15 protein-coding genes are annotated in these 17,792 nt (G+C 69.1%); 11 read left to right on the plus strand and 4 right to left on the minus strand.

Annotation, left to right across the window (positions count from 1 at the left end; translation table 11 throughout):
• Window positions 1–79 precede the first annotated feature (79 nt).
• A complete protein-coding gene (locus MRBLWH12_RS10315; RefSeq protein WP_363548670.1) occupies window positions 80–940 on the minus strand; it encodes an EamA family transporter in 861 nt (286 codons plus the stop codon).
• A gap of 110 nt (window positions 941–1,050) precedes the next feature.
• Here MRBLWH12_RS10315 and MRBLWH12_RS10320 point away from each other — a divergent pair, with 110 nt between their 5' ends.
• The 5 genes from MRBLWH12_RS10320 (at window position 1,051) to MRBLWH12_RS10340 (ending at window position 7,442) form a co-directional block, all read left to right on the plus strand.
• Complete coding sequence (locus MRBLWH12_RS10320) at window positions 1,051–2,334, plus strand: M18 family aminopeptidase (protein ID WP_363548672.1); 1,284 nt, start codon at window positions 1,051–1,053, stop codon at window positions 2,332–2,334.
• Between the two features lie 59 nt (window positions 2,335–2,393).
• The gene (locus MRBLWH12_RS10325; RefSeq protein ID WP_363548674.1) at window positions 2,394–4,145 is read left to right on the plus strand and encodes an MSCRAMM family protein; all 1,752 of its coding nucleotides are present in this window, start codon (window positions 2,394–2,396) and stop codon (window positions 4,143–4,145) included.
• A 152-nt stretch (window positions 4,146–4,297) separates the two neighbouring features.
• Window positions 4,298–5,758, plus strand: a complete 1,461-nt coding sequence (locus tag MRBLWH12_RS10330; protein ID WP_363548676.1) for a purine-cytosine permease family protein — start codon at window positions 4,298–4,300, stop codon at window positions 5,756–5,758.
• Window positions 5,755–6,330 (plus strand): cysteine hydrolase family protein, encoded by a 576-nt coding sequence (locus MRBLWH12_RS10335; protein ID WP_363548678.1) that lies wholly within the window; start codon window positions 5,755–5,757, stop codon window positions 6,328–6,330. Before MRBLWH12_RS10330 ends, MRBLWH12_RS10335 begins: the two co-directional genes overlap by 4 nt.
• Before the next feature lie 41 nt (window positions 6,331–6,371).
• Window positions 6,372–7,442 (plus strand): alpha/beta hydrolase, encoded by a 1,071-nt coding sequence (locus tag MRBLWH12_RS10340; protein WP_363548680.1) that lies wholly within the window; start codon window positions 6,372–6,374, stop codon window positions 7,440–7,442.
• Window positions 7,443–7,561: 119 nt separating this feature from the next.
• On the opposite strand, the gene MRBLWH12_RS10345 is transcribed toward MRBLWH12_RS10340, so the two are convergent.
• Both MRBLWH12_RS10345 and MRBLWH12_RS10350 read right to left on the minus strand, forming a co-directional pair.
• Window positions 7,562–8,935, minus strand: coding sequence for a pyridoxal phosphate-dependent decarboxylase family protein (locus tag MRBLWH12_RS10345; RefSeq protein ID WP_341978090.1), 1,374 nt, complete (start codon window positions 8,933–8,935; stop codon window positions 7,562–7,564).
• 9 nt (window positions 8,936–8,944) lie between these two features.
• On the minus strand, window positions 8,945–9,583 hold the full coding sequence (locus tag MRBLWH12_RS10350) for a TetR/AcrR family transcriptional regulator (protein ID WP_363548683.1): 639 nt from the start codon (window positions 9,581–9,583) through the stop codon (window positions 8,945–8,947).
• A 63-nt stretch (window positions 9,584–9,646) separates the two neighbouring features.
• On the opposite strand from MRBLWH12_RS10350, the gene MRBLWH12_RS10355 reads away from it, so the two are divergent.
• The 6 genes from MRBLWH12_RS10355 (at window position 9,647) to MRBLWH12_RS10380 (ending at window position 16,723) form a co-directional block, all read left to right on the plus strand.
• Window positions 9,647–10,669: an agmatine deiminase family protein gene (locus tag MRBLWH12_RS10355; RefSeq protein WP_363548685.1), complete on the plus strand. Its 1,023-nt coding sequence runs from the start codon at window positions 9,647–9,649 to the stop codon at window positions 10,667–10,669.
• Window positions 10,670–10,780: 111 nt separating this feature from the next.
• A complete protein-coding gene (locus MRBLWH12_RS10360) occupies window positions 10,781–12,496 on the plus strand; it encodes an amidase (RefSeq protein ID WP_363548687.1) in 1,716 nt (571 codons plus the stop codon).
• Between the two features lie 211 nt (window positions 12,497–12,707).
• Window positions 12,708–13,562, plus strand: a complete 855-nt coding sequence (locus MRBLWH12_RS10365) for a tryptophan 2,3-dioxygenase (RefSeq protein ID WP_363548689.1) — start codon at window positions 12,708–12,710, stop codon at window positions 13,560–13,562.
• Entirely contained in the window at window positions 13,562–14,611 is a 1,050-nt protein-coding gene (locus MRBLWH12_RS10370) for an amidohydrolase family protein (RefSeq protein ID WP_363548691.1), read from the plus strand. The genes MRBLWH12_RS10365 and MRBLWH12_RS10370 overlap by 1 nt, the downstream gene beginning before the upstream one ends.
• 1 nt (window position 14,612) lies before the next feature.
• Window positions 14,613–15,827 carry a kynureninase gene (locus MRBLWH12_RS10375; protein ID WP_363548693.1) on the plus strand — a complete coding sequence of 405 codons (1,215 nt, stop codon included), beginning with the start codon at window positions 14,613–14,615 and terminating at the stop codon, window positions 15,825–15,827.
• Entirely contained in the window at window positions 15,824–16,723 is a 900-nt protein-coding gene (locus tag MRBLWH12_RS10380) for a PaaX family transcriptional regulator C-terminal domain-containing protein (protein WP_363548695.1), read from the plus strand. Before MRBLWH12_RS10375 ends, MRBLWH12_RS10380 begins: the two co-directional genes overlap by 4 nt.
• On the opposite strand, the gene MRBLWH12_RS10385 is transcribed toward MRBLWH12_RS10380, so the two are convergent.
• Window positions 16,710–17,717, minus strand: a complete 1,008-nt coding sequence (locus MRBLWH12_RS10385; protein ID WP_341978073.1) for a LacI family DNA-binding transcriptional regulator — start codon at window positions 17,715–17,717, stop codon at window positions 16,710–16,712. The genes MRBLWH12_RS10380 and MRBLWH12_RS10385 overlap by 14 nt on opposite strands.
• Window positions 17,718–17,792: the final 75 nt, after the last annotated feature.

Raw genomic sequence — 17,792 nt, forward strand, 5'->3', positions numbered from 1 at the left:
CAGCCTTTTCCCGCCGATGTTCCTGCGCGGCGCAGGCGTGGTTCCAGCGCAACGATCAACAGTTGCTTGCGGCGCGCTCTCACACCGCCAGCAACACGATCCCGACCACGACGATGGCCGCAGCGGCCACTCGCCATCCCGGTCGCGATTCGCGCAACACGAAGGCGCCGAAAAGGCTGACCAGCACGACGCTCACCTCGCGCAGCGGCGCCACGAGCGCGACCGGCGCGATCTGGATCGCGGTGAGCACGAGGATGTACGACAGCGGCGACAGCACCCCGAAGGCGACGATGCGGCGCCATTCGGTCCGCCCCAGCGCCCAGACCGCCTTCCACCGCCCGCGCACGGCGATCGAATAGAAGGGAACCTGAAGCACCGTGGTGCCCACCATGAACGCGACCGGCGACAGGTTCCAGGTACGAACGGCGTTCGCATCCCAGATCGTGTAGATCGCGATCGCCACCCCGGTGAGCAGACCGAAGACGAGCCCGCGGTCAAGGCCGCCCCTGGCGCTCCGCCCCCGATCCACGAGACCGACGGCGACCACGCCGATGATGACGGCCGCGACCCCGATCAAGGCGATCGGCGATGGCCGTTCGCCCAGGACCAGAACGGCGATGATCACCGAGAGGAACGGCCCGGTACCACGCGCCGTGGCATAGACCGTGGAGAGGTTTCCTGCCTGGTAGCCGCGCTGCAGCACGGCCATGTAGCAGACGTGCAGCACTGCTGAAACGCCGACACCGAGGGCGAAGCCGGCGAGATCGTCTGTGCCGAGACCACCGGTGAACGGCACGACCCCGGCCCAGATCACGGTGCTCCCGACCGCTCCCCACCAGAGGAACGGGACGCCGGCACGACTGACACCGTGAGCGATGATGTTCCAGGACGCGTGAGCCAGGGCGGCGGCGAGTACCAGGGCGAATGCAAGGGGAGACATCGCGCACACCCTATCCGGCGCAGGTGACCGCGAGGAGCCGGTGACCGCCCGGCGGCCTCCCCGTCCCTGCCCGATTACGATCGAAGTACCCCCTTTCAGGAAGGCCCTTCATGCCCGTCACCCCGGTTGCCCTCGCTCACGCCGACGATCTCGCCGATTTCATCGCCGCATCCCCGTCGAGCTACCACGCGGCGTCCGAGGTCGCCCGGCGCCTGGAGGATGCCGGATTCACCCGCCTCGACGAGAGCCAGCCGTGGCCGGCGCAGTCCGGCGGACGCTTCGTGGTCGTCCGCGACGGTGCGGCGATCGCCTGGGTCGTGCCGACGGATGCTGCCGCGACGACACCCACGCAGGTGTTCGGTGCACACACCGACTCCCCCGGGTTCAAGCTCAAGCCGCAGCCGACAACCGGCTCGAAGGGCTGGTTGCAGGCGGCGGTCGAGATCTACGGCGGCCCGCTGCTGAACTCGTGGCTCGACCGCGAGCTTCGCCTTGCCGGACGCCTCGCCCTCGCCGACGGACGCGTCGTGCTGGCGGACACCGGCGCACTCCTGCGCCTGCCGCAACTGGCGATCCACCTCGACCGCGGTGCCAACAGCGGACTCGAACTCGACAAGCAGTTCCAGACCCAGCCGGTCTGGGGACTCGGCGACCCGACGTCGGCCGATCTCCTCGCCGAGCTCGCCGCCTCCGCGGACGTCGATGCCGCCGATATCCGCGGCTACGACGTGGTCGTGGCGGATTCGGCGCGCGGCGCCGTGTTCGGCAAGGACGACGCATTCTTCGCCGCGGGCCGCCTCGACGACCTCGCCTCGGTGCACGCCGGACTCGTGGCGCTCTCATCGTTCGAGGCCGCCGCCGACGGACCGATCGCCGTGCTCGCCGCCTTCGACCACGAGGAGCTCGGTTCCGCCTCGCGCTCCGGCGCGGCCGGTCCCTTCCTCGAGGACGTCCTGGAGCGCGTGTACGCACACCTCGGCGCCGACTCCTCCCAGCGCCGTCAGGCCTACGCCTCGTCCTGGTGCCTGTCCAGCGACGTCGGACACTCGGTGCACCCGAACTACATCGCCAAGCACGACCCCGTCGTGCAGCCGGTCCTGGGCTCTGGGCCGATCCTGAAGATCAACGCCAACCAGCGCTACGCGACGGATGCCGTCGGCGCTGCCGCCTGGTCGGCGTGGTGCGAGCGCGCCGGCATCGCCTCGCAGGAATTCGTCTCGAACAACACCGTTCCGTGCGGCTCGACGATCGGCCCGATCACGGCGACCCGTCTGGGATTGCGCACAGTGGACGTCGGCATCCCGATCCTGTCGATGCACTCCGCCCGCGAACTCGCCGGCGTCGCCGACCTGCACGATCTCACCCGGGTGGCAGAGGCCTTCTTCCGCGGCTGACGTTCTCACCCCGTCGTGCGGCGCCGCTATATTGATCCGGAGCCAACCGGAGGGCCGACATGACGTATTTCGCGACGCCGCACACCCGTAATCGAGCGCAGGGACAAGGCTCCCGACCGCGCCGTCGACCCGTCCGCGCGCTGCTCGCCGTCGTGGGAATCGCCGCGCTGGGCGTCTCCGGCGCGATGACGGCATCGGCGGCGACGACCGCGGCATGGGCGGAATGGGCGCCGCTCTCCGGCTCCGGCGGCGCGTACACGACCGCCGTGTCGTTCGCCGGTCAGCCCTCCCTCACCGCCACCGTGACCAGCGACTCCCGCGCCGGACAGGTCGGCGTCATCTCCGGCGCCTCGACCTGGCTCTCCGAGGGCACCCCCATCGGAGCGAAGTACGGCTCCAGTCGCGACCTTCCCTACCTCAACCTCCGCCCGAAAGCCGACTCGGCGAGCGCCCCCTCGACGACGACGTACACCTTCGCGTCGCCCACCCCGTCCTCGGGCTGGGCCTTCGCGCTCGGCGACATCGACGCGGATGCCGTGCGGATTCACGGCACCACGGCGGCCGGCGCACCGATCACCGCCACCGATCTCGGGTTCCAGGGCGGCTTCAACTACTGCGCTCCTGGCACCGCGGGGAAGCCGTCGTGCACCGGTGCCGCGGATGATGTGCCCGCCTGGGATCCGGTCGCACTCACCCTCACCGGCAACGCCGGCGCGGTCGACACCTTCGGATCAGCCGCGTGGTTCGAACCGACCACACCGCTCTCGACCCTCACGTTCGAGTTCACACGACGCTCTGGCTTCCCCATCTACCAGACGTGGTTCGCGGTCCTCGCGCGTGACATCACCGGCACCGTCGTCGATGTGGACTCCGGCCCGCTCGACGGCATCGCCGTCACCCTCACCGACGCGAACGGCGATGTGATCGCGACGACGACGACAGCTGCCGGCGGCACTTACGCGTTCCCGGGCAACATCGCTACGGACGGATACACGGTCACGGCGACCCCACCCGCAGGCAAAGAGACCGTCATCGGCTCCGGCACTGCAGACCTCCGCACCGAAGACGCCGTGGTCGACCTGAGCATGCGCGACGTCGCGCCGGTGACGGAGACCCTTTCCGGCCGGGTCACCGCGGCAGGAACCGGTGTCGCAGGCGTCCCGGTGACGGCGGTAGGGCCGACCGGGACGCTGACCACCGTCACGGATGACTCCGGAAACTACTCGTTCCCCGAGCTGACCTCCGGCGAGTACACCATCAGCATCGAGGTGCCCGAGGGCACGGTTCCGGTCGGAGCGACCAGGAGAACCGAGACGGTGGCGTCCGAAGACGTGACCGGCGTGGACTTCGCGCTGGCCCGTCTCGGTTCCGTATCCGGCGTCGTCGAAGATTCGAAGGGAACACCCGCGGGCGGCGTGTCCCTGACGATCGACGGGCCGGATGGCGACCGCACGGTCACGAGCGAAGACGACGGCACCTACGTCGCCGATGAGCTGGTGCCGGGCGAGTACACGATCACGGTGACCGCACCAGATGGATACACCGTCGCTGAGCCCGCGGAGCTCGCCGTGACCATCACCGGTTCCGGCGAGGTGATCGTCGATCAGAACTTCACCCTCATCCCGGTGACGACGACGCCGACGCCGACTCCGAGTGATCCGGGAGCGGTCGGCCCTGGCGGCAAGCCCGGAGATTCCGGGCTTGCCGCCACAGGTGGAGCGAACCCTGCTCCGTTCGTCGCCGCCGCCGGCGTCCTGCTCGCGATCGGCGCCTTCCTGCTGACGCGGACCCGGCGTCGAGCTCGCGACTGAGCCGCATCACCTGACCTCGATCGCGGAGAGGCGCGTTTCGTCTCGGTCGCTGGCGCTCCCTCGCTCAACGACCGCCTCGTTCGTTGAGCGAGCGAAGCGAGACGAAACACACCTTCCCCCCGGAACACCCGCCGCGGTGCCAGGATGAGGGCATGAGCGAGAACAGCGCCTCTCCCGTCACACGCCCCGAGCTGATCGAGCGCGCCGGGATCGAGATCATCCCCGAATCCGAACGGACTGCGAAGCCGCGAGACCTGTTCTGGCCGTGGTTCGCGGCGAACGTCTCGGTGTTCGGCATGTCGTACGGATCGTTCGTGCTCGGGTTCGGCATCTCCTTCTGGCAGGCGACCCTGGTGTCGGTGATCGGCATCGTGGTGTCTTTCCTGCTCTGCGGGCTCATCGCGATCGCCGGCAAGCGCGGCTCCGCGCCGACGATGGTGCTCTCCCGCGCCGCCTTCGGCGTGCACGGCCAGAAGGTGCCTGGCATCGTGTCCTGGCTGACATCGATCGGCTGGGAGACGTTCCTGGCGATCATGGCGGTGCTCGCCACGGCGACCGTGATCACGCAGCTCGGCGGCGATGGAGACAGCGTCGCGCTGAAGATCACCGCCACGGTGATCGTCGCGGCGCTCATCGTCACGGCATCCGTGCTCGGCTATCACACGATCATGAAGCTGCAGTCGGTGCTCACCTGGGTCACCGGCGTCGTGACGATCCTCTACGTCATCCTCGCGATCCCCGCCATCGACCTTGCCGCCGTCCTCGCCAAGCCCGACGGCGGTATCGGCCAGGTCATCGGCGCGCTCGTCATGGTGATGACCGGATTCGGCCTCGGCTGGATCAACATCGCCGCGGACTGGTCCCGCTATCAGACGCGCACGGCATCAGACGGCGCGATCGTCGCCTGGAACACGATCGGTGGTTCCATTGCCCCGGTGATCCTGGTCGTCTTCGGACTGCTGCTGGCCGGCTCCGATGACGACCTGAGCGCCGCGATCGCCGGCGATCCGATCGGCGCCCTGGCGAGCATCCTCCCGATCTGGGTGCTGGTGCCGTTCCTGCTCACCGCCGTCCTCGCCCTCGTCTCCGGTGCGGTGCTCGGCATCTACTCCTCCGGTCTGACGCTGATCAGCCTCGGCATCCGCATCCCGCGCCCCTCGGCCGCGGCGATCGACGGCGTGATCCTCACGATCGGGACGATCTACGTCGTCTTCGGAGACGAGGGCTTCCTCGGCCCATTCCAGAGCTTCCTGATCACGCTCGGAGTTCCGCTGGCATCGTGGGCCGGCATCCTCATCGCCGACATCCTGCGGCGCAAGAAGGACTACGACGACGACGCGCTGTTCGATGCGAACGGCCGATATGGCGCCTGGGACGCCGTCTCGATCGTCACGATGATCGTCGCCTCCGTCATCGGCTGGGGGCTCGTGGTGAATCTCTTCGCGGATGCTGCGCCGTGGAACAACTGGCAGGGTTACCTGCTGGGCCTCGTCGGCGGCAGGGAGGGCGAGTGGGCCTACGCGAACCTCGGCGTCTTCATCGCCCTGGTGCTGTCGTTCCTGGTGACCTGGTTCGCGAGGGCGGGGAAGATCCGACGCCAGGAGCAGGCGTGACGGATGCCGCCGGCGCGCCGACGGGCCCCTGGCTGGTCGTCATCGACCCGCAGGCGATCTTCGCTTCGGCGGATTCGGCGTGGGGTTCGCCTTTCTTCGCCGACGCGATGCCGCGTATCCGCGCCCTGGCGGCCGCCTTCGGCGACCGCGTCATCATCACGCGGTGGATGCCGACGGCCGACCGCTCCACCTCGTGGGGCGCCTACTTCGCGGCCTGGCCGTTCGCCGATCAGCCGCCGAGCGATCCGCTGTACGAACTCGTCGCCGAGGCACGGGATCTCAGCATCCGGCCGACCCTCGATCTGCCGACCTTCGGCAAGTGGGGCCCCGAACTCGAGGCGATCGTGGGGCGCGGCGCCCACGTGGTGCTCGCCGGCGTCTCCACCGATTGCTGCGTGGTCTCGACCGCGCTGGCGGCAGCGGATGCCGGGGCGCACATCACCATCGCCGCCGACGCCTGCGCCGGCTCGACAGCCGAGAACCACGCCGCGGCGATCCAGGTGATGGGGCTGTATCCGCCCCAGATCACGGTCAGCGACACGGCCTCAGTGCTCGCCAGCCTCGACAGCTGAGCGGGGCCGGCCTGCCAGACTGATGCCAGAAGGGGGGCGCCATGACCGCGCACGCGCACACCGATGAGCCCGACGGCCAGAACACCGATGAGCGCAAGGCGGCACGCCGCCCCTGGCATCGCACGAAGGTGACCGTCGGCGTGCTGGCCGCGCTGGTCGTCGCGGTCGTGGTCGTCGGCTCCATCACGCCGTGGCCCTCCGCGATGCTGATCCGCTCGGTGTTCACCAAGGGCGGCGATGAGACCGCCGCCGAAATGGACAAGCACGTTCCCGACACGGAACTGACCGAGACGCTCGACGTGTCCTACGCGGACGGCGGCGCCGACACCACGATGGACGTCTTCCGCCCGGCATCCGCCAGCGGGCCGTTGCCGACGATCGTGTGGATCCACGGCGGAGCCTGGGTCTCCGGGTCGAAGGAGAACGTCGACCCGTACATGCGCATCCTCGCCGCCGAGGGCTACACCACCATCGCGGTGAACTACACGATCGGGCCGGAGGGCGTCTACCCGCTCGCGGTGCACCAGCTCAACGATGCGCTCGGCTACATCGACGAGCACGCCGAGGAACTCGGTGTCGATCCGGCGCAGATCGTGCTCGCCGGCGACTCGGCCGGAGCGCAACTGGCCAGCCAGATGGCGACTCTCGTCACCAGTGAGGACTACGCCGAGATCCTCGACATCACCCCGAAGATCGAATCCGACCAGGTGGTCGCCACCGTGCTCAACTGCGGTGTCTACGACCTCGCAGCACTCGCGGCGCTCGACGGCATCATCGGCTGGGGACTCAAGACATCGATGTGGGCATACTCCGGCACCCGCACCTGGGCCGAGGACTCCACCGGTGCGACGATGTCGACGGTGGACTGGGTCACCGCCGACTTCCCCACCACGTACATCTCGGGCGGCAACGGCGATGGACTCACCTGGCTGCAGTCGATCCCGATGGCGCAGCGACTCGACGAGCTCGGTGTCGACGTGACCACGCTCTTCTGGCCCGCGCCGCACAAGCCGGCGCTGCCGCACGAGTACCAGTTCCATCTGGACATGCCTGACGCCCAGACCGCGCTTCAGAAGACGATCGACTTCCTCGACGCGCACACGACCCGCTGACGGTCTGCCGCCGGGCACGCAGGTACAGATGCATGCTCAGATCACGGATGCAGGTCGAGAACAGCGTGTTTCGACCTGCATCTGGAATTTCGGCCTGCATGTGTACCGCGCCGCGTTCCCTACTTCATCGTGTCGAGGATCCCGACGAGGTCCTCGAACGTCGTCATCGGGTTCAGGATCGCGAACCGGGTGTTCGGCCGGCCCGCGTGCGAGCTCGGCACCACGAAGGCGCGCTGCGAATCGAGCAGTTCGTCCGACCAGCGGTCGTAGTCGGACCGCTCCCAGCCGTTGCGCTCGAACACGACGACCGACAGTTGCGGGTCGCGCACCAGCGTGAGCTCAGGGCGACGCGCGATCTCGGCGGCGATCCGCTGGGTCAGCGCGAGCGTCGAGCTCACTGCATCCCGGTAGGCCGCGACGCCGTACGTCGCCACCGAGAACCACATCGGCAACCCGCGGGGGCGTCTGGTCAGCTGGATCGAGTAGTCCGAGGGGCTGAACTCCTCGGCGTCCGTCAGCGTATCCAGGTACTCGGCGTGCTGGGTGTGGGCCCGACGCCCGCTGTCCGGATCGCGGTAGATCAGCGCGCAGCAGTCGAACGGTGCGAACAGCCACTTGTGCGGATCGACGATCACCGAGTCCGCCCGCTCGACACCGGCGAAGATGTGCCGCGCCTCCGGTGCGAGCATCGCGGTGAGTCCGTATGCGCCGTCGATGTGCAACCAGAAGTCGAACTCGTCCTTGAGAGCAGCGATGCCGGCGATGTCATCGACGATCCCGAAGTTCGTCGACCCGCCGGTCGCGACCACGGCGCACACCTCATCACCGTGTTCGGCGAGCGCCTCACGCACGCCCTCCGCCCGCAGCACGCCATCCGGACCCGCCGGAACGAGAAGCACATCGGCATCCATGATCTTCGCCGCTGACTTGTTCGAAGAGTGCGCCTCGACGCTGCAGATGATCTTCCAGCGTGCCGGCGGCTGCTTGCCCTCCGCGGCCAGCCGCGCCTTCGCCGCCTCGCGCGCGGCGACCAGCGCAGAAAGGTTTCCGATCGTGCCGCCCTGCACGAACACCCCGCCCGCGGTCTCCGGCAGTCCGAACTCGGCGGCGAGCCAGGAGAGCACCTCGTTCTCGGCGTGCACCGCGCCCGCACCCTCGAGCCAGCTGCCGCCGTAGAGGCCGGACGCCGACACCACGAGGTCGAACGCCATGGCCGCGATGGTCGGCGCGGTGGGGATGAACGACAGGTAGAGCGGATGACTCGTCGTCAGACAGGCCGGTGCGAGGATGTGCTCGAACACGCTCAGCGCGCGCTGCGCGCCGAGACCCGAGTCGGTGATCGTCGGGCCGACGAGTCGGTTGAGCTCTGCCTCGGTCTGCGGCTTGTCGAGCGGCACGTCGGAGGCGAGCATCCGGCGCCGCGAGTAGTCGAGCACGGCATCGACGATCGCTGTCGATTCGGGCGAGGCGGCGTGCATGCGCACAGCATCCATGGGCGGTCCTTAGGGTTCGTCGGAGTGAACGGGTGCGGGTGGATCGGTGCGGTCGAGGACGGCGGAGAGAGCGCGGCGGGCGAGGTCGGCCCGGTCGTGCGGCGCCCACTTCACCAGGGAATGCGCGCTCATGCCGTCGACCATCGCGAGCAGCAGCCAGGCAGCGGAAGCGGCATGAACAGCGGGAATCCCACCGGCGGATGCGGCGCGGGCGAGCGTTCCCTCGAGGGCACGCTGCCAGAGATCCATCTCCTGCCGTACGCGCGCCGCGAGATCGTCGTTGCGGGTGCCCAGCGCCCACGCCTGCACCCAGATCAGAGTGACGTCGTCGCGAGCGGGGTCGAGGAGCGTCTCGACCAGACGGAGCAGATCGGCACGTTGGACGTCGCCGGATGCGAACCCGGCGAACACCTCGTCGCGCTCAGCGGCGACGATCGTCCCGAAGACGTCGGCGACGAACGCCCCCATGCCGGGCCGGTAGTGCGCGACGAGAGCAGGGGTCACGCCGACGCGGGCGGCGACAGCGCGCACGGTGACGCTGTCGAGTCCCTCTTCGCGCGCCTGGGCGATGGCGCCATCGAGGATGGCGCGATCGCGCTGCTCCGGCGACATCCGCCGAGGCGCCGCACCTGTTGACGTGGTCTTCATCACCGGATACCGTAGCACCTGTTGATCATGTGTTCAATAGAGCGCTGCAGCGAGGAGATCACGATGAACTGGCGCATGCCCGCAGAGACCGCACGCCACGACCGCACTTGGATGGCGTTCCCCGCCGAAGGGGTCACCCTCGGCGAGACCGCATCGGAGCGGGAGGAGGGGTATGCCACCTGGACCGCTGTCGCGCATGCGGTGGCCGAGTTCGAGCCGGTCACGATGCTCGTCGATCCCAGCGAGGTGGCGCGCGCACGGCGCATGCTCAGCGGAGCGATCGACATCATCGAGGCACCGGTGGATGAGTTCTGGATGCGCGACTCCGGCCCGACCTTCGTCATCGACGAATCCGGCACGCTGGGCGCCGTGGATTGGGTGTTCAACGGCTGGGGCGCGCCGGACTGGGCCGAGTGGCAGAAGGCGGCCCAGCACGCTCGCCTCGTCGCCGGGGCCGTCGGTGCGGAACTCGTGAGCTCTGCACTCGTGAACGAGGGCGGCGGCATCCATGTCGACGGCGAGGGCACGGTGCTGCTCACCGAGACGGTGCAGCTCGACCCGAACCGCAACCCTTACGCCGACAAGCAGCGCGTCGAAGCCGAGATGCTGCGCACGATCGGCGCGACGACGGCCGTCTGGCTGCCCCGCGGCCTCACCCGCGACTACGACGACTTCGGCACGAAGGGGCACGTCGACATCGTGGCGACGATCACCTCGCCCGGCCGCATTCTCCTGCACGACCAGCCGAACCCCGAACACCCCGACCACGTCGTCACGCGCGAACTGCGCGCGCATCTGGAGCAGCAGACGGATGCCGCCGGCCGCCGTTTCGAGATCATCGACCTTCCCGCCCCCTCGACGCTGCGCGACGGCGAAGGCTTCGTCGATTGGAGCTACGTGAACCACCTCGTCACGAACGACGGCGTGGTCGCGTGCGGCTTCGGCGATGAGCAGGCGGATGCCGCAGCGCGCGCGATCCTCGCCGACGCCTACCCCGGCCGCCGCGTCGTCACCGTCGATGCACGGCCGCTGTTCGACCGCGGCGGGGGCATCCACTGCATCACCCAGCAGCAGCCCTCGCTCTGACCTCGACCGCCCCCTTCGTCTCGCTCCGTTCGTTCAACGACCAGTGCCGGTCGTTGAGCGAGGGAGGGCAGCGACCGAGACGAAACGCCCCCATCCGCCAAGGAGCCCCGCATGATCGACGTCTACGAAGCATCCATCGCCGACCTCCGCCACGCCCTCGAGACGGGGGCCACGACCTCGGTCGAACTCGTCGACGCGTTCCTCGCCCGTATCGCCGCGTTCGACGCCCCCGGCACCGACGCGGCGCTGAACGCGGTCGTCGTCTCGAACCAGGATGCCCGCGCCGAGGCCGCCGCATCCGACGAACGCCGCGCGCGGGGCGAGGTGCGCGGCCCGCTCGACGGCATCCCGTACACGGCGAAGGACAGCTACCTCGTGCGAGGGCTCACCGCCGCCGCCGGCAGCCCCGCTTTCCAGCACCTCATCGCCCAGCACGATGCATTCACGATCGAACGGCTCCGGTCAGGCGGGGCGATCTGCCTGGGCCTGACGAACATGCCGCCGATGGCGAACGGTGGCATGCAGCGCGGCGTCTACGGCCGCGCGGAGAGCCCGTACAACGGCGACTGGCTGACGGCACCGTTCGCCTCCGGGTCGTCGAACGGCTCCGGCACGGCGACGGCCGCGAGCTTCGCCGCCTTCGGCCTCGGTGAGGAGACCTGGTCGAGCGGCCGCGGCCCCGCCACCAACAACGCTCTGTGCGCCTACACACCCTCCCGCGGCGTGATCTCGGTGCGGGGAAACTGGCCCCTGGTCCCGACGATGGACGTCGTGGTGCCGCACACGCGCAGCATGGCCGATCTGCTCGAGGTGCTCGACGTGATCGTCGCCGACGACACCGAGACCCGCGGTGACTTCTGGCGCGTGCAGCCGTGGGTGCCGATTCCGCAGGCTTCGACTCTTCGCCCGACGTCATATCCGGAACTGGCGGCCGACGCGTCGAGCGCACTGACCGGCGCCCGCATCGGCATTCCGCGGATGTACATCAACGCGGACCCCGTCGCAGGAACGGCGGACGAACCCGGAATCGGCGGACCGACTGGCCGGCGCATCCAGACGCGCGCTTCGGTCATCGTCCGGTGGGAGGCCGCTCGCCGCGACCTCGAAGCGGCCGGCGCGACCGTCGTCGAGGTCGACTTCCCGGTGGTGTCGAACTACGAGGGAGACCGACCAGGCGCGCCGACGATCGCGACCCGCGGTCTCGTCTCGCCCGCGTTCCTGAAGCGCGAGATCGTCGACCTCTGCGCGTGGGGCTGGGAGGACTTCCTGCAGGCGAACGGCGACCCTCAGCTGCGCACGCTGGCCGATGTCGACGGAGCAGCGATCTTCCCTCATCCGGAAGGTGCACTGCCCGACCGATACACCGGGTTCGACGACGACATCGCCGAGTACCCCGAATGGGTGCGCGACAACCCGAGCGCCGGCCTCGACGCGATACCGGAGCTCGAGTCGGGCATTCGCGGACTCGAGGAGACCCGCCGCGTGGACCTCGAGTCGTGGATGGACGACCACCGCCTCGATGCTGTGGTGTTCCCCGCCGTCGCCGACGTGGGCCCGGCCGACATGGATGTGAATGCGGCATCCGCTGATCTCGGCTGGCGCAACGGCGTGTGGATCGCGAACGGCAACCTCGCCGTGCGGCACCTCGGCATCCCGACGGTCACGGTGCCGATGGGTCTGATGGCTGACATCGGCATGCCGATCGGCCTCACCTTCGCCGGCCGGGCCTACGACGATGCCCGACTGCTCCGCCTCGCCGCGGGCTTCGAGGCGGTCGGAGCTCCTGGCTCTCGCCGCACACCACCACCGCGCACGCCCCGCCTCTGACGACTGAAGCTTCACCCGGACGCTCGCCGCTGTCGGGAGACCGCCGCCCTCGCCGAGACCCCCGCCTGTCCCCGAGACCCCCTGGTATTCACGTCAGTGTCAGGGGGTCTCGGCGATAACTGGGGGCGTCGGCGCTAACCGGGGGCGGTCGGTGCCGCAATTAAACATTTCAGATCTGTGACGCCCGCCACATTGGTGATATATTCGGGCCATGAGCACCGAGCAGAACGAGCGCGAACTCGAGACGGGGATCGTCACCGACCTCTCGGGCAAAATGACCTACGGGTCCTACCTCGGCCTCGACCAGTTGCTCAGCGCGCAGCATCCGGTCTCGAGCCCCGAGCACCACGATGAACTGCTGTTCATCATCCAGCACCAGACCACCGAGCTGTGGCTGAAGCAGCTGCTGCACGAGCTCTCGTCCGCGCGTGACCTGCTCGCCAGCGACGATCTCCGCGAGGCCCTGAAGCGGGTCGCGCGCGTCAAGAAGATCCAGGACGTGATGACGCAGCAGTGGTCCGTGCTCGCCACCCTCACGCCCACCGAATATGCGCAGTTCCGCGGTGCGCTCGGCAACTCCTCCGGGTTCCAGTCCGTCCAGTACCGGGCCGTGGAGTTCGCGCTCGGCAACAAGAACGAGCGGATGCTGCAGGTCTTCGCCGATCACCCGGAGAACCTCGCCCTGCTCACCGCCGAGTGGGAGAAGCCCACCCTCTACGACGAGTTCCTCCGCTTCGCCGCGCGGCGCGGGCTGCCGGTTCCGACCGAGATCCTCGAGCGCGACGTGCGCCTGCCCTACCGCGAGTCCTCCGCGCTCGTCCCGGCGATCCGCGAGATCTACGAGAACCACCAGCAGCACTGGGATCTGTACGAGGCCTGCGAAGACCTCGTCGATCTCGAGGACAACTTCCAGTTCTGGCGCTTCCGCCACCTCAAGACCGTCACCAGGACCATCGGCATGAAGGTCGGCACCGGCGGGTCCAGCGGGGCCGGCTTCCTGCAGCGCGCCCTCGAACTGACGTTCTTCCCCGAGCTGTACACCGTGCGCACCTCGATCGGCAGCTGATGCGCGCCGCCACGTTCTTCGACGGCGAGGGATGGCGCGACGGCATCCTGTCCGTCGACGACGGCGGCCGGATGCTGCTTCGCGACGAGCCCTCGACCCCCGATCTCCCCCACCTCGACGGCGTCGTGGTCGGCGGGTTCACCGACCACCACGTGCACCTGCAGCTCGTGGATGCGTCGCTCCTCGCCCACTCCGCACTCGGGCGGGTCGTCGATCTCGGCGGGAACCCGGACGTTCTCCGGTCGTACGCCGGAGAAGCGCGTTTCGTCTCACTCGCTGGCGCTCCCTCACTCAACGAGCGAAACCTTGCCCCGCGGTCGTTGAGCGGGCGGAGCGAGACGAAACGCATCGATCCGACGTTCGACGACCGGAGATCGGTGACGATCGAGTACGCGGGGGCGTTCCTCACCGCGCCGGGCGGATATCCGTCGGATCGCGACTGGGCGCCGGAGGGTTCATGGCGCGAGATCGGTACTGTCGCGGATGCCGAGGCGACGATCGCCGAGATGGCGGATGCCGGAGCATCCTGCATCAAGGTCGCCAGCAACCGCACCGCCGGACCGGTGTTCGGCGACGGGATCCTGCGCACGATCGTCGAGCTCGCGGCGGAGCGCGGCCTCCCGGTGATCGCGCACGCCGAAGGAACGGGCGAAGCGCAGCGCGTGGCCCGACTCGGCGCCAGGGCGCTCGCCCACGCACCGTTCACCGATCTCCTCACCGATGAGGAGATCGTCGAGCAGGCGGCATCCGTCTCCTGGATCTCCACTCTCGCCATCCACGACGGTGACGACCGCGACCGAGCGATCGACAACGTGCGTCGCTTCCACGCCTCAGGCGGCACCGTGCGCTACGGCACCGATATGGGCAACGGCCCGACGCCTGTCGGCCTGAATCCCGGCGAAATTGCGGCGCTGCGCGAAGCGGGGGTCGACGGCATCGATCTGCTGCGCGCACTCGCACCTGCCGACCCGCTCGATCCGGCATCCGCCCTTCTCCTCCTTCCCGCGACGACTCTCGATCCGCTCGACGCCAGACCTCTGAAGGCATGACATGACCGACCTCCTCACAGCCGCCCGTGCCCTCGACGCCGCCGACCCGCTCGCGGCTCACCTCGGCGCGTTCGCCGAAGCGCCGGGCGTCGGCGCCTACCTCGACGGCAATTCGCTCGGACGACCGCTCAAGGACATCCCCGAGAAGCTCGCCGCATTCGTGCGCGAGGACTGGGGCACACGTCTCATCCGCGCCTGGGACGAGCAGTGGATGGCACTCCCCCTCGAGCTCGGCGATCGGATCGGCCGTGTCGCCCTCGGCGCTGCGCCCGGCCAGACCGTCGTCGCCGATTCCACCAGCGTGCTGATCTACAAGCTGATGCGCGCCGCGGCGGCCGCCGACCCGAGCCGCACCGAGCTCGTGATCGAGGCCGGCAACTTCCCTACCGACCGGTTCCTCGCCGAGGGCGTCGCCGGCGAGACCGGGATGACCCTGCGGTGGCTGGAACCCGACCCGGTGCACGGAGTACGGCCGGCGGATGTCGCGGCTGTCGTCTCCGAGCGCACCGCGCTCGTCTCGCTCAGCCACGTCGACTACCGCTCCGGCGCCCTCGCCGACATGCCGGCGATCACGACCGTCGCGCACGACGCCGGCGCGCTGATGATGTGGGACCTCTGTCACTCGGTCGGCGTCATCCCGATGCAGCTCGACGCCTGGGGCGTCGACATGGCGGTCGGCTGCACTTACAAGTACCTGAACGGCGGGCCCGGCTCTCCGGCCTTCGCCTACCTGCGCCGTTCGCTGCAGGGCGTCCTTCGGCAGCCGATCCAGGGATGGTGGAGTGCCGCCGACATCTTCGCGATGGGACCTGAGTACGTGCCGGCCGGCGACATCCGCCAACTGCTCAGCGGCACCCCGCCGGTCACCTCGATGCTCGCGATGCAGGGGATGCTCGATCTCATCGAGCAGTCTACGATCGAGCAGGTCCGCACGAAATCGAAATCGCTGACCGACCTCGCCGTGCGCGCGTACGACGAGGTGCTCGCTCCGATCGGCGTCCGCTTGCTGAGCCCGCGCGAGGCGGACCTGCGCGGCGGTCATGTCACCATCGGCCACCCCGACTTCCGCGCCGTCACCCAGCGCCTATGGGCGGACGGCATCATCCCGGACTTCCGCTTCCCCGACGGCATCCGTCTCGGCCTGTCCCCGCTGAGCACCTCGCACGTCGAGACCGTGACCGGAGTGCTCGCGATCCGGGACGCCCTGCGCGGATGAGCCGAATGCCAGATGCCGTGGTCCCCCCGCCCGTCGAGGGCGTGATCCTCGACGACATCGACGCGCGCCCCGGGAGCACCGCCTCGCTGCTGCGCACGTTCATCGGACTCTATCTGCGTCGTCTCGACGACTGGATCTCCGCGGCCGATCTGGTGCGCATCGCCGGCTTCCTCGGCATCCCTGCCGCGACCGCGCGCACCGGCGTCACCCGGCTCAAACAGAAGGGCCTCCTGCTCGCCGAGCGGGAGGGCGGCATCGGCTACCGCCTCAATCCCGCGGCGATCCCGATGCTCGAGCGTGGCGACCGGCGCATCTTCGAAGTCCGGCAGATGGCGCTCGGCGACCCATGGTGCCTGCTCTCGTTCTCGATTCCGGAGACCCGCCGCGACCTGCGCCATCAGCTGCGTCGACGGCTGCAGTGGATCGGCTGCGGCATGGTCTCGCCCGCGCTGTGGATCTGCCCCGGCTACCTGCAGGACGAGGTCAAGGAGATCCTGACAGAGCTGCACGCACGCGAGTGGGCGACCCTCTTCCGCACCCAGACTCCGGAGGTCGCCGGCCCCCTCGCCGATGCGGTCTCGGGTTGGTGGGATCTCACCGCCCTCCGCGCGGAGCACGAGCTCTTCCAGGAGTCGATCGCTCCGCTACCGGATGACGCCCCCGGACCCTTCGCCGCGTACGTGCGGCTCATCGACGCTTGGCGCGTGCTGCCCTATCGCGATCCCGGCCTTCCCGCAGCGCTGCTTCCGGCGGATTGGCCAGGGCACCGCAGCTTCGCCGCCCACGCCCGGCTGTCGGCGCAGCTCGCCGGGCCGGCATGGGATTTCGTGCGTACGGCCATCGCCGATCGGGCGTCCGCGAGGCCCGACGACGGCGCGGCGCTCAGCGCGGACTGACGCGCGGCGGGGCCGTGGTGGCGCGGACCACGAGTCGCGTCGGCAGGATCACGTGCAGCTGCTCGAGCGGCTCCCCCGAGAGCTGGGCGAACACCATCTCGGCAGCGACGACGCCGAGGCGATGCATCGGCTGCCGAATGGTGGTCAGCGGCAGTGCCCGCCGCGATGCTTCGGGAACGTCGTCGAAGCCGATCACCGACAGATCATCCGGCACTCTCAACCCCATCTCCTGGGCGACATCGATGACGGCGATCGCAGAGAGATCGTTGGCGGCGAAGACGGCGGTCGGACGGGTGTCGCCTGCGAGCATGAGACGAGCCGACTCTCGGGTCGTCTCCAGGTCGTAACGCCCGACACCGATCAGCGCGGGATCGACGAGGATGCCGGCATCTCCCAGCGCCCGGCGGTAGCCGGCATCACGAAGCCCGGCTGAACGCAGATCCGGTCGCCCTGCGAGGAAGCCGATGCGTCGGTGTCCGAGTTCGATCAGGTGTCGCGTGGCGGCAAGGGCACCGCCGAAACTGTCGGACTCCACGGTCGGCAATCCGGCCCGGCCGGTATGCGGATCGACCGCCACGACGGGGATCTCCGTCGACGCGCTCACGACCGTCGGCGTCACCATGATCGCCGCGTCGATGAGCGTGCCGGATAGCCTGCTCAGCGACCGGCGCTCCCATCCTTCCGCCGCACCCTGGCGAGAGCTGTAGGCGAGCAGATCGAAGGCCGTGCCGTGCGCCGCGGATCCGACCCCCTTGAGGATCTCCGCACTGAACGGCTCGAAGTCCGCCAGGAGGACTCCGATCACTCCGGTCCGTCGCGCCCGCATGCTGCTGGCGACCAGGCTGGACTCGTACCCCAGCTCGCGCACCGCATCGAGAACGCGCCGAACCGTGGCGTCTGCGATTCCGTAGCGTCCGTTGACCGCCTTGGAGACGGTCGAGACCGACACCCCCGCCGCTTTCGCGACGTCGTGGATCGTCGTTCGTCCGCTCATGTCTGCACAGCGTAGCGGCGATCCATCCACGGATGGAAACTGTTTTCGAAAACGTTTGACGCTGCGGTCGATTCC

It is taken from the genome of Microbacterium sp. LWH12-1.2, assembly GCF_040675825.1.
Classification (GTDB): domain Bacteria; phylum Actinomycetota; class Actinomycetes; order Actinomycetales; family Microbacteriaceae; genus Microbacterium.

Coding starts and splice junctions, on each gene's coding strand:
- MRBLWH12_RS10315 (WP_363548670.1), bottom strand. CDS start 940: ATGTCTCCCCTTGCATTCGCCCTGGTACTCGCCGCCGCCCTGGCTCAC.
- MRBLWH12_RS10320 (WP_363548672.1), top strand. CDS start 1,051: ATGCCCGTCACCCCGGTTGCCCTCGCTCACGCCGACGATCTCGCCGAT.
- MRBLWH12_RS10325 (WP_363548674.1), top strand. CDS start 2,394: ATGACGTATTTCGCGACGCCGCACACCCGTAATCGAGCGCAGGGACAA.
- MRBLWH12_RS10330 (WP_363548676.1), top strand. CDS start 4,298: ATGAGCGAGAACAGCGCCTCTCCCGTCACACGCCCCGAGCTGATCGAG.
- MRBLWH12_RS10340 (WP_363548680.1), top strand. CDS start 6,372: ATGACCGCGCACGCGCACACCGATGAGCCCGACGGCCAGAACACCGAT.
- MRBLWH12_RS10345 (WP_341978090.1), bottom strand. CDS start 8,935: ATGGATGCTGTGCGCATGCACGCCGCCTCGCCCGAATCGACAGCGATC.
- MRBLWH12_RS10350 (WP_363548683.1), bottom strand. CDS start 9,583: ATGAAGACCACGTCAACAGGTGCGGCGCCTCGGCGGATGTCGCCGGAG.
- MRBLWH12_RS10355 (WP_363548685.1), top strand. CDS start 9,647: ATGAACTGGCGCATGCCCGCAGAGACCGCACGCCACGACCGCACTTGG.
- MRBLWH12_RS10360 (WP_363548687.1), top strand. CDS start 10,781: ATGATCGACGTCTACGAAGCATCCATCGCCGACCTCCGCCACGCCCTC.
- MRBLWH12_RS10365 (WP_363548689.1), top strand. CDS start 12,708: ATGAGCACCGAGCAGAACGAGCGCGAACTCGAGACGGGGATCGTCACC.
- MRBLWH12_RS10370 (WP_363548691.1), top strand. CDS start 13,562: ATGCGCGCCGCCACGTTCTTCGACGGCGAGGGATGGCGCGACGGCATC.
- MRBLWH12_RS10375 (WP_363548693.1), top strand. CDS start 14,613: ATGACCGACCTCCTCACAGCCGCCCGTGCCCTCGACGCCGCCGACCCG.
- MRBLWH12_RS10380 (WP_363548695.1), top strand. CDS start 15,824: ATGAGCCGAATGCCAGATGCCGTGGTCCCCCCGCCCGTCGAGGGCGTG.
- MRBLWH12_RS10385 (WP_341978073.1), bottom strand. CDS start 17,717: ATGAGCGGACGAACGACGATCCACGACGTCGCGAAAGCGGCGGGGGTG.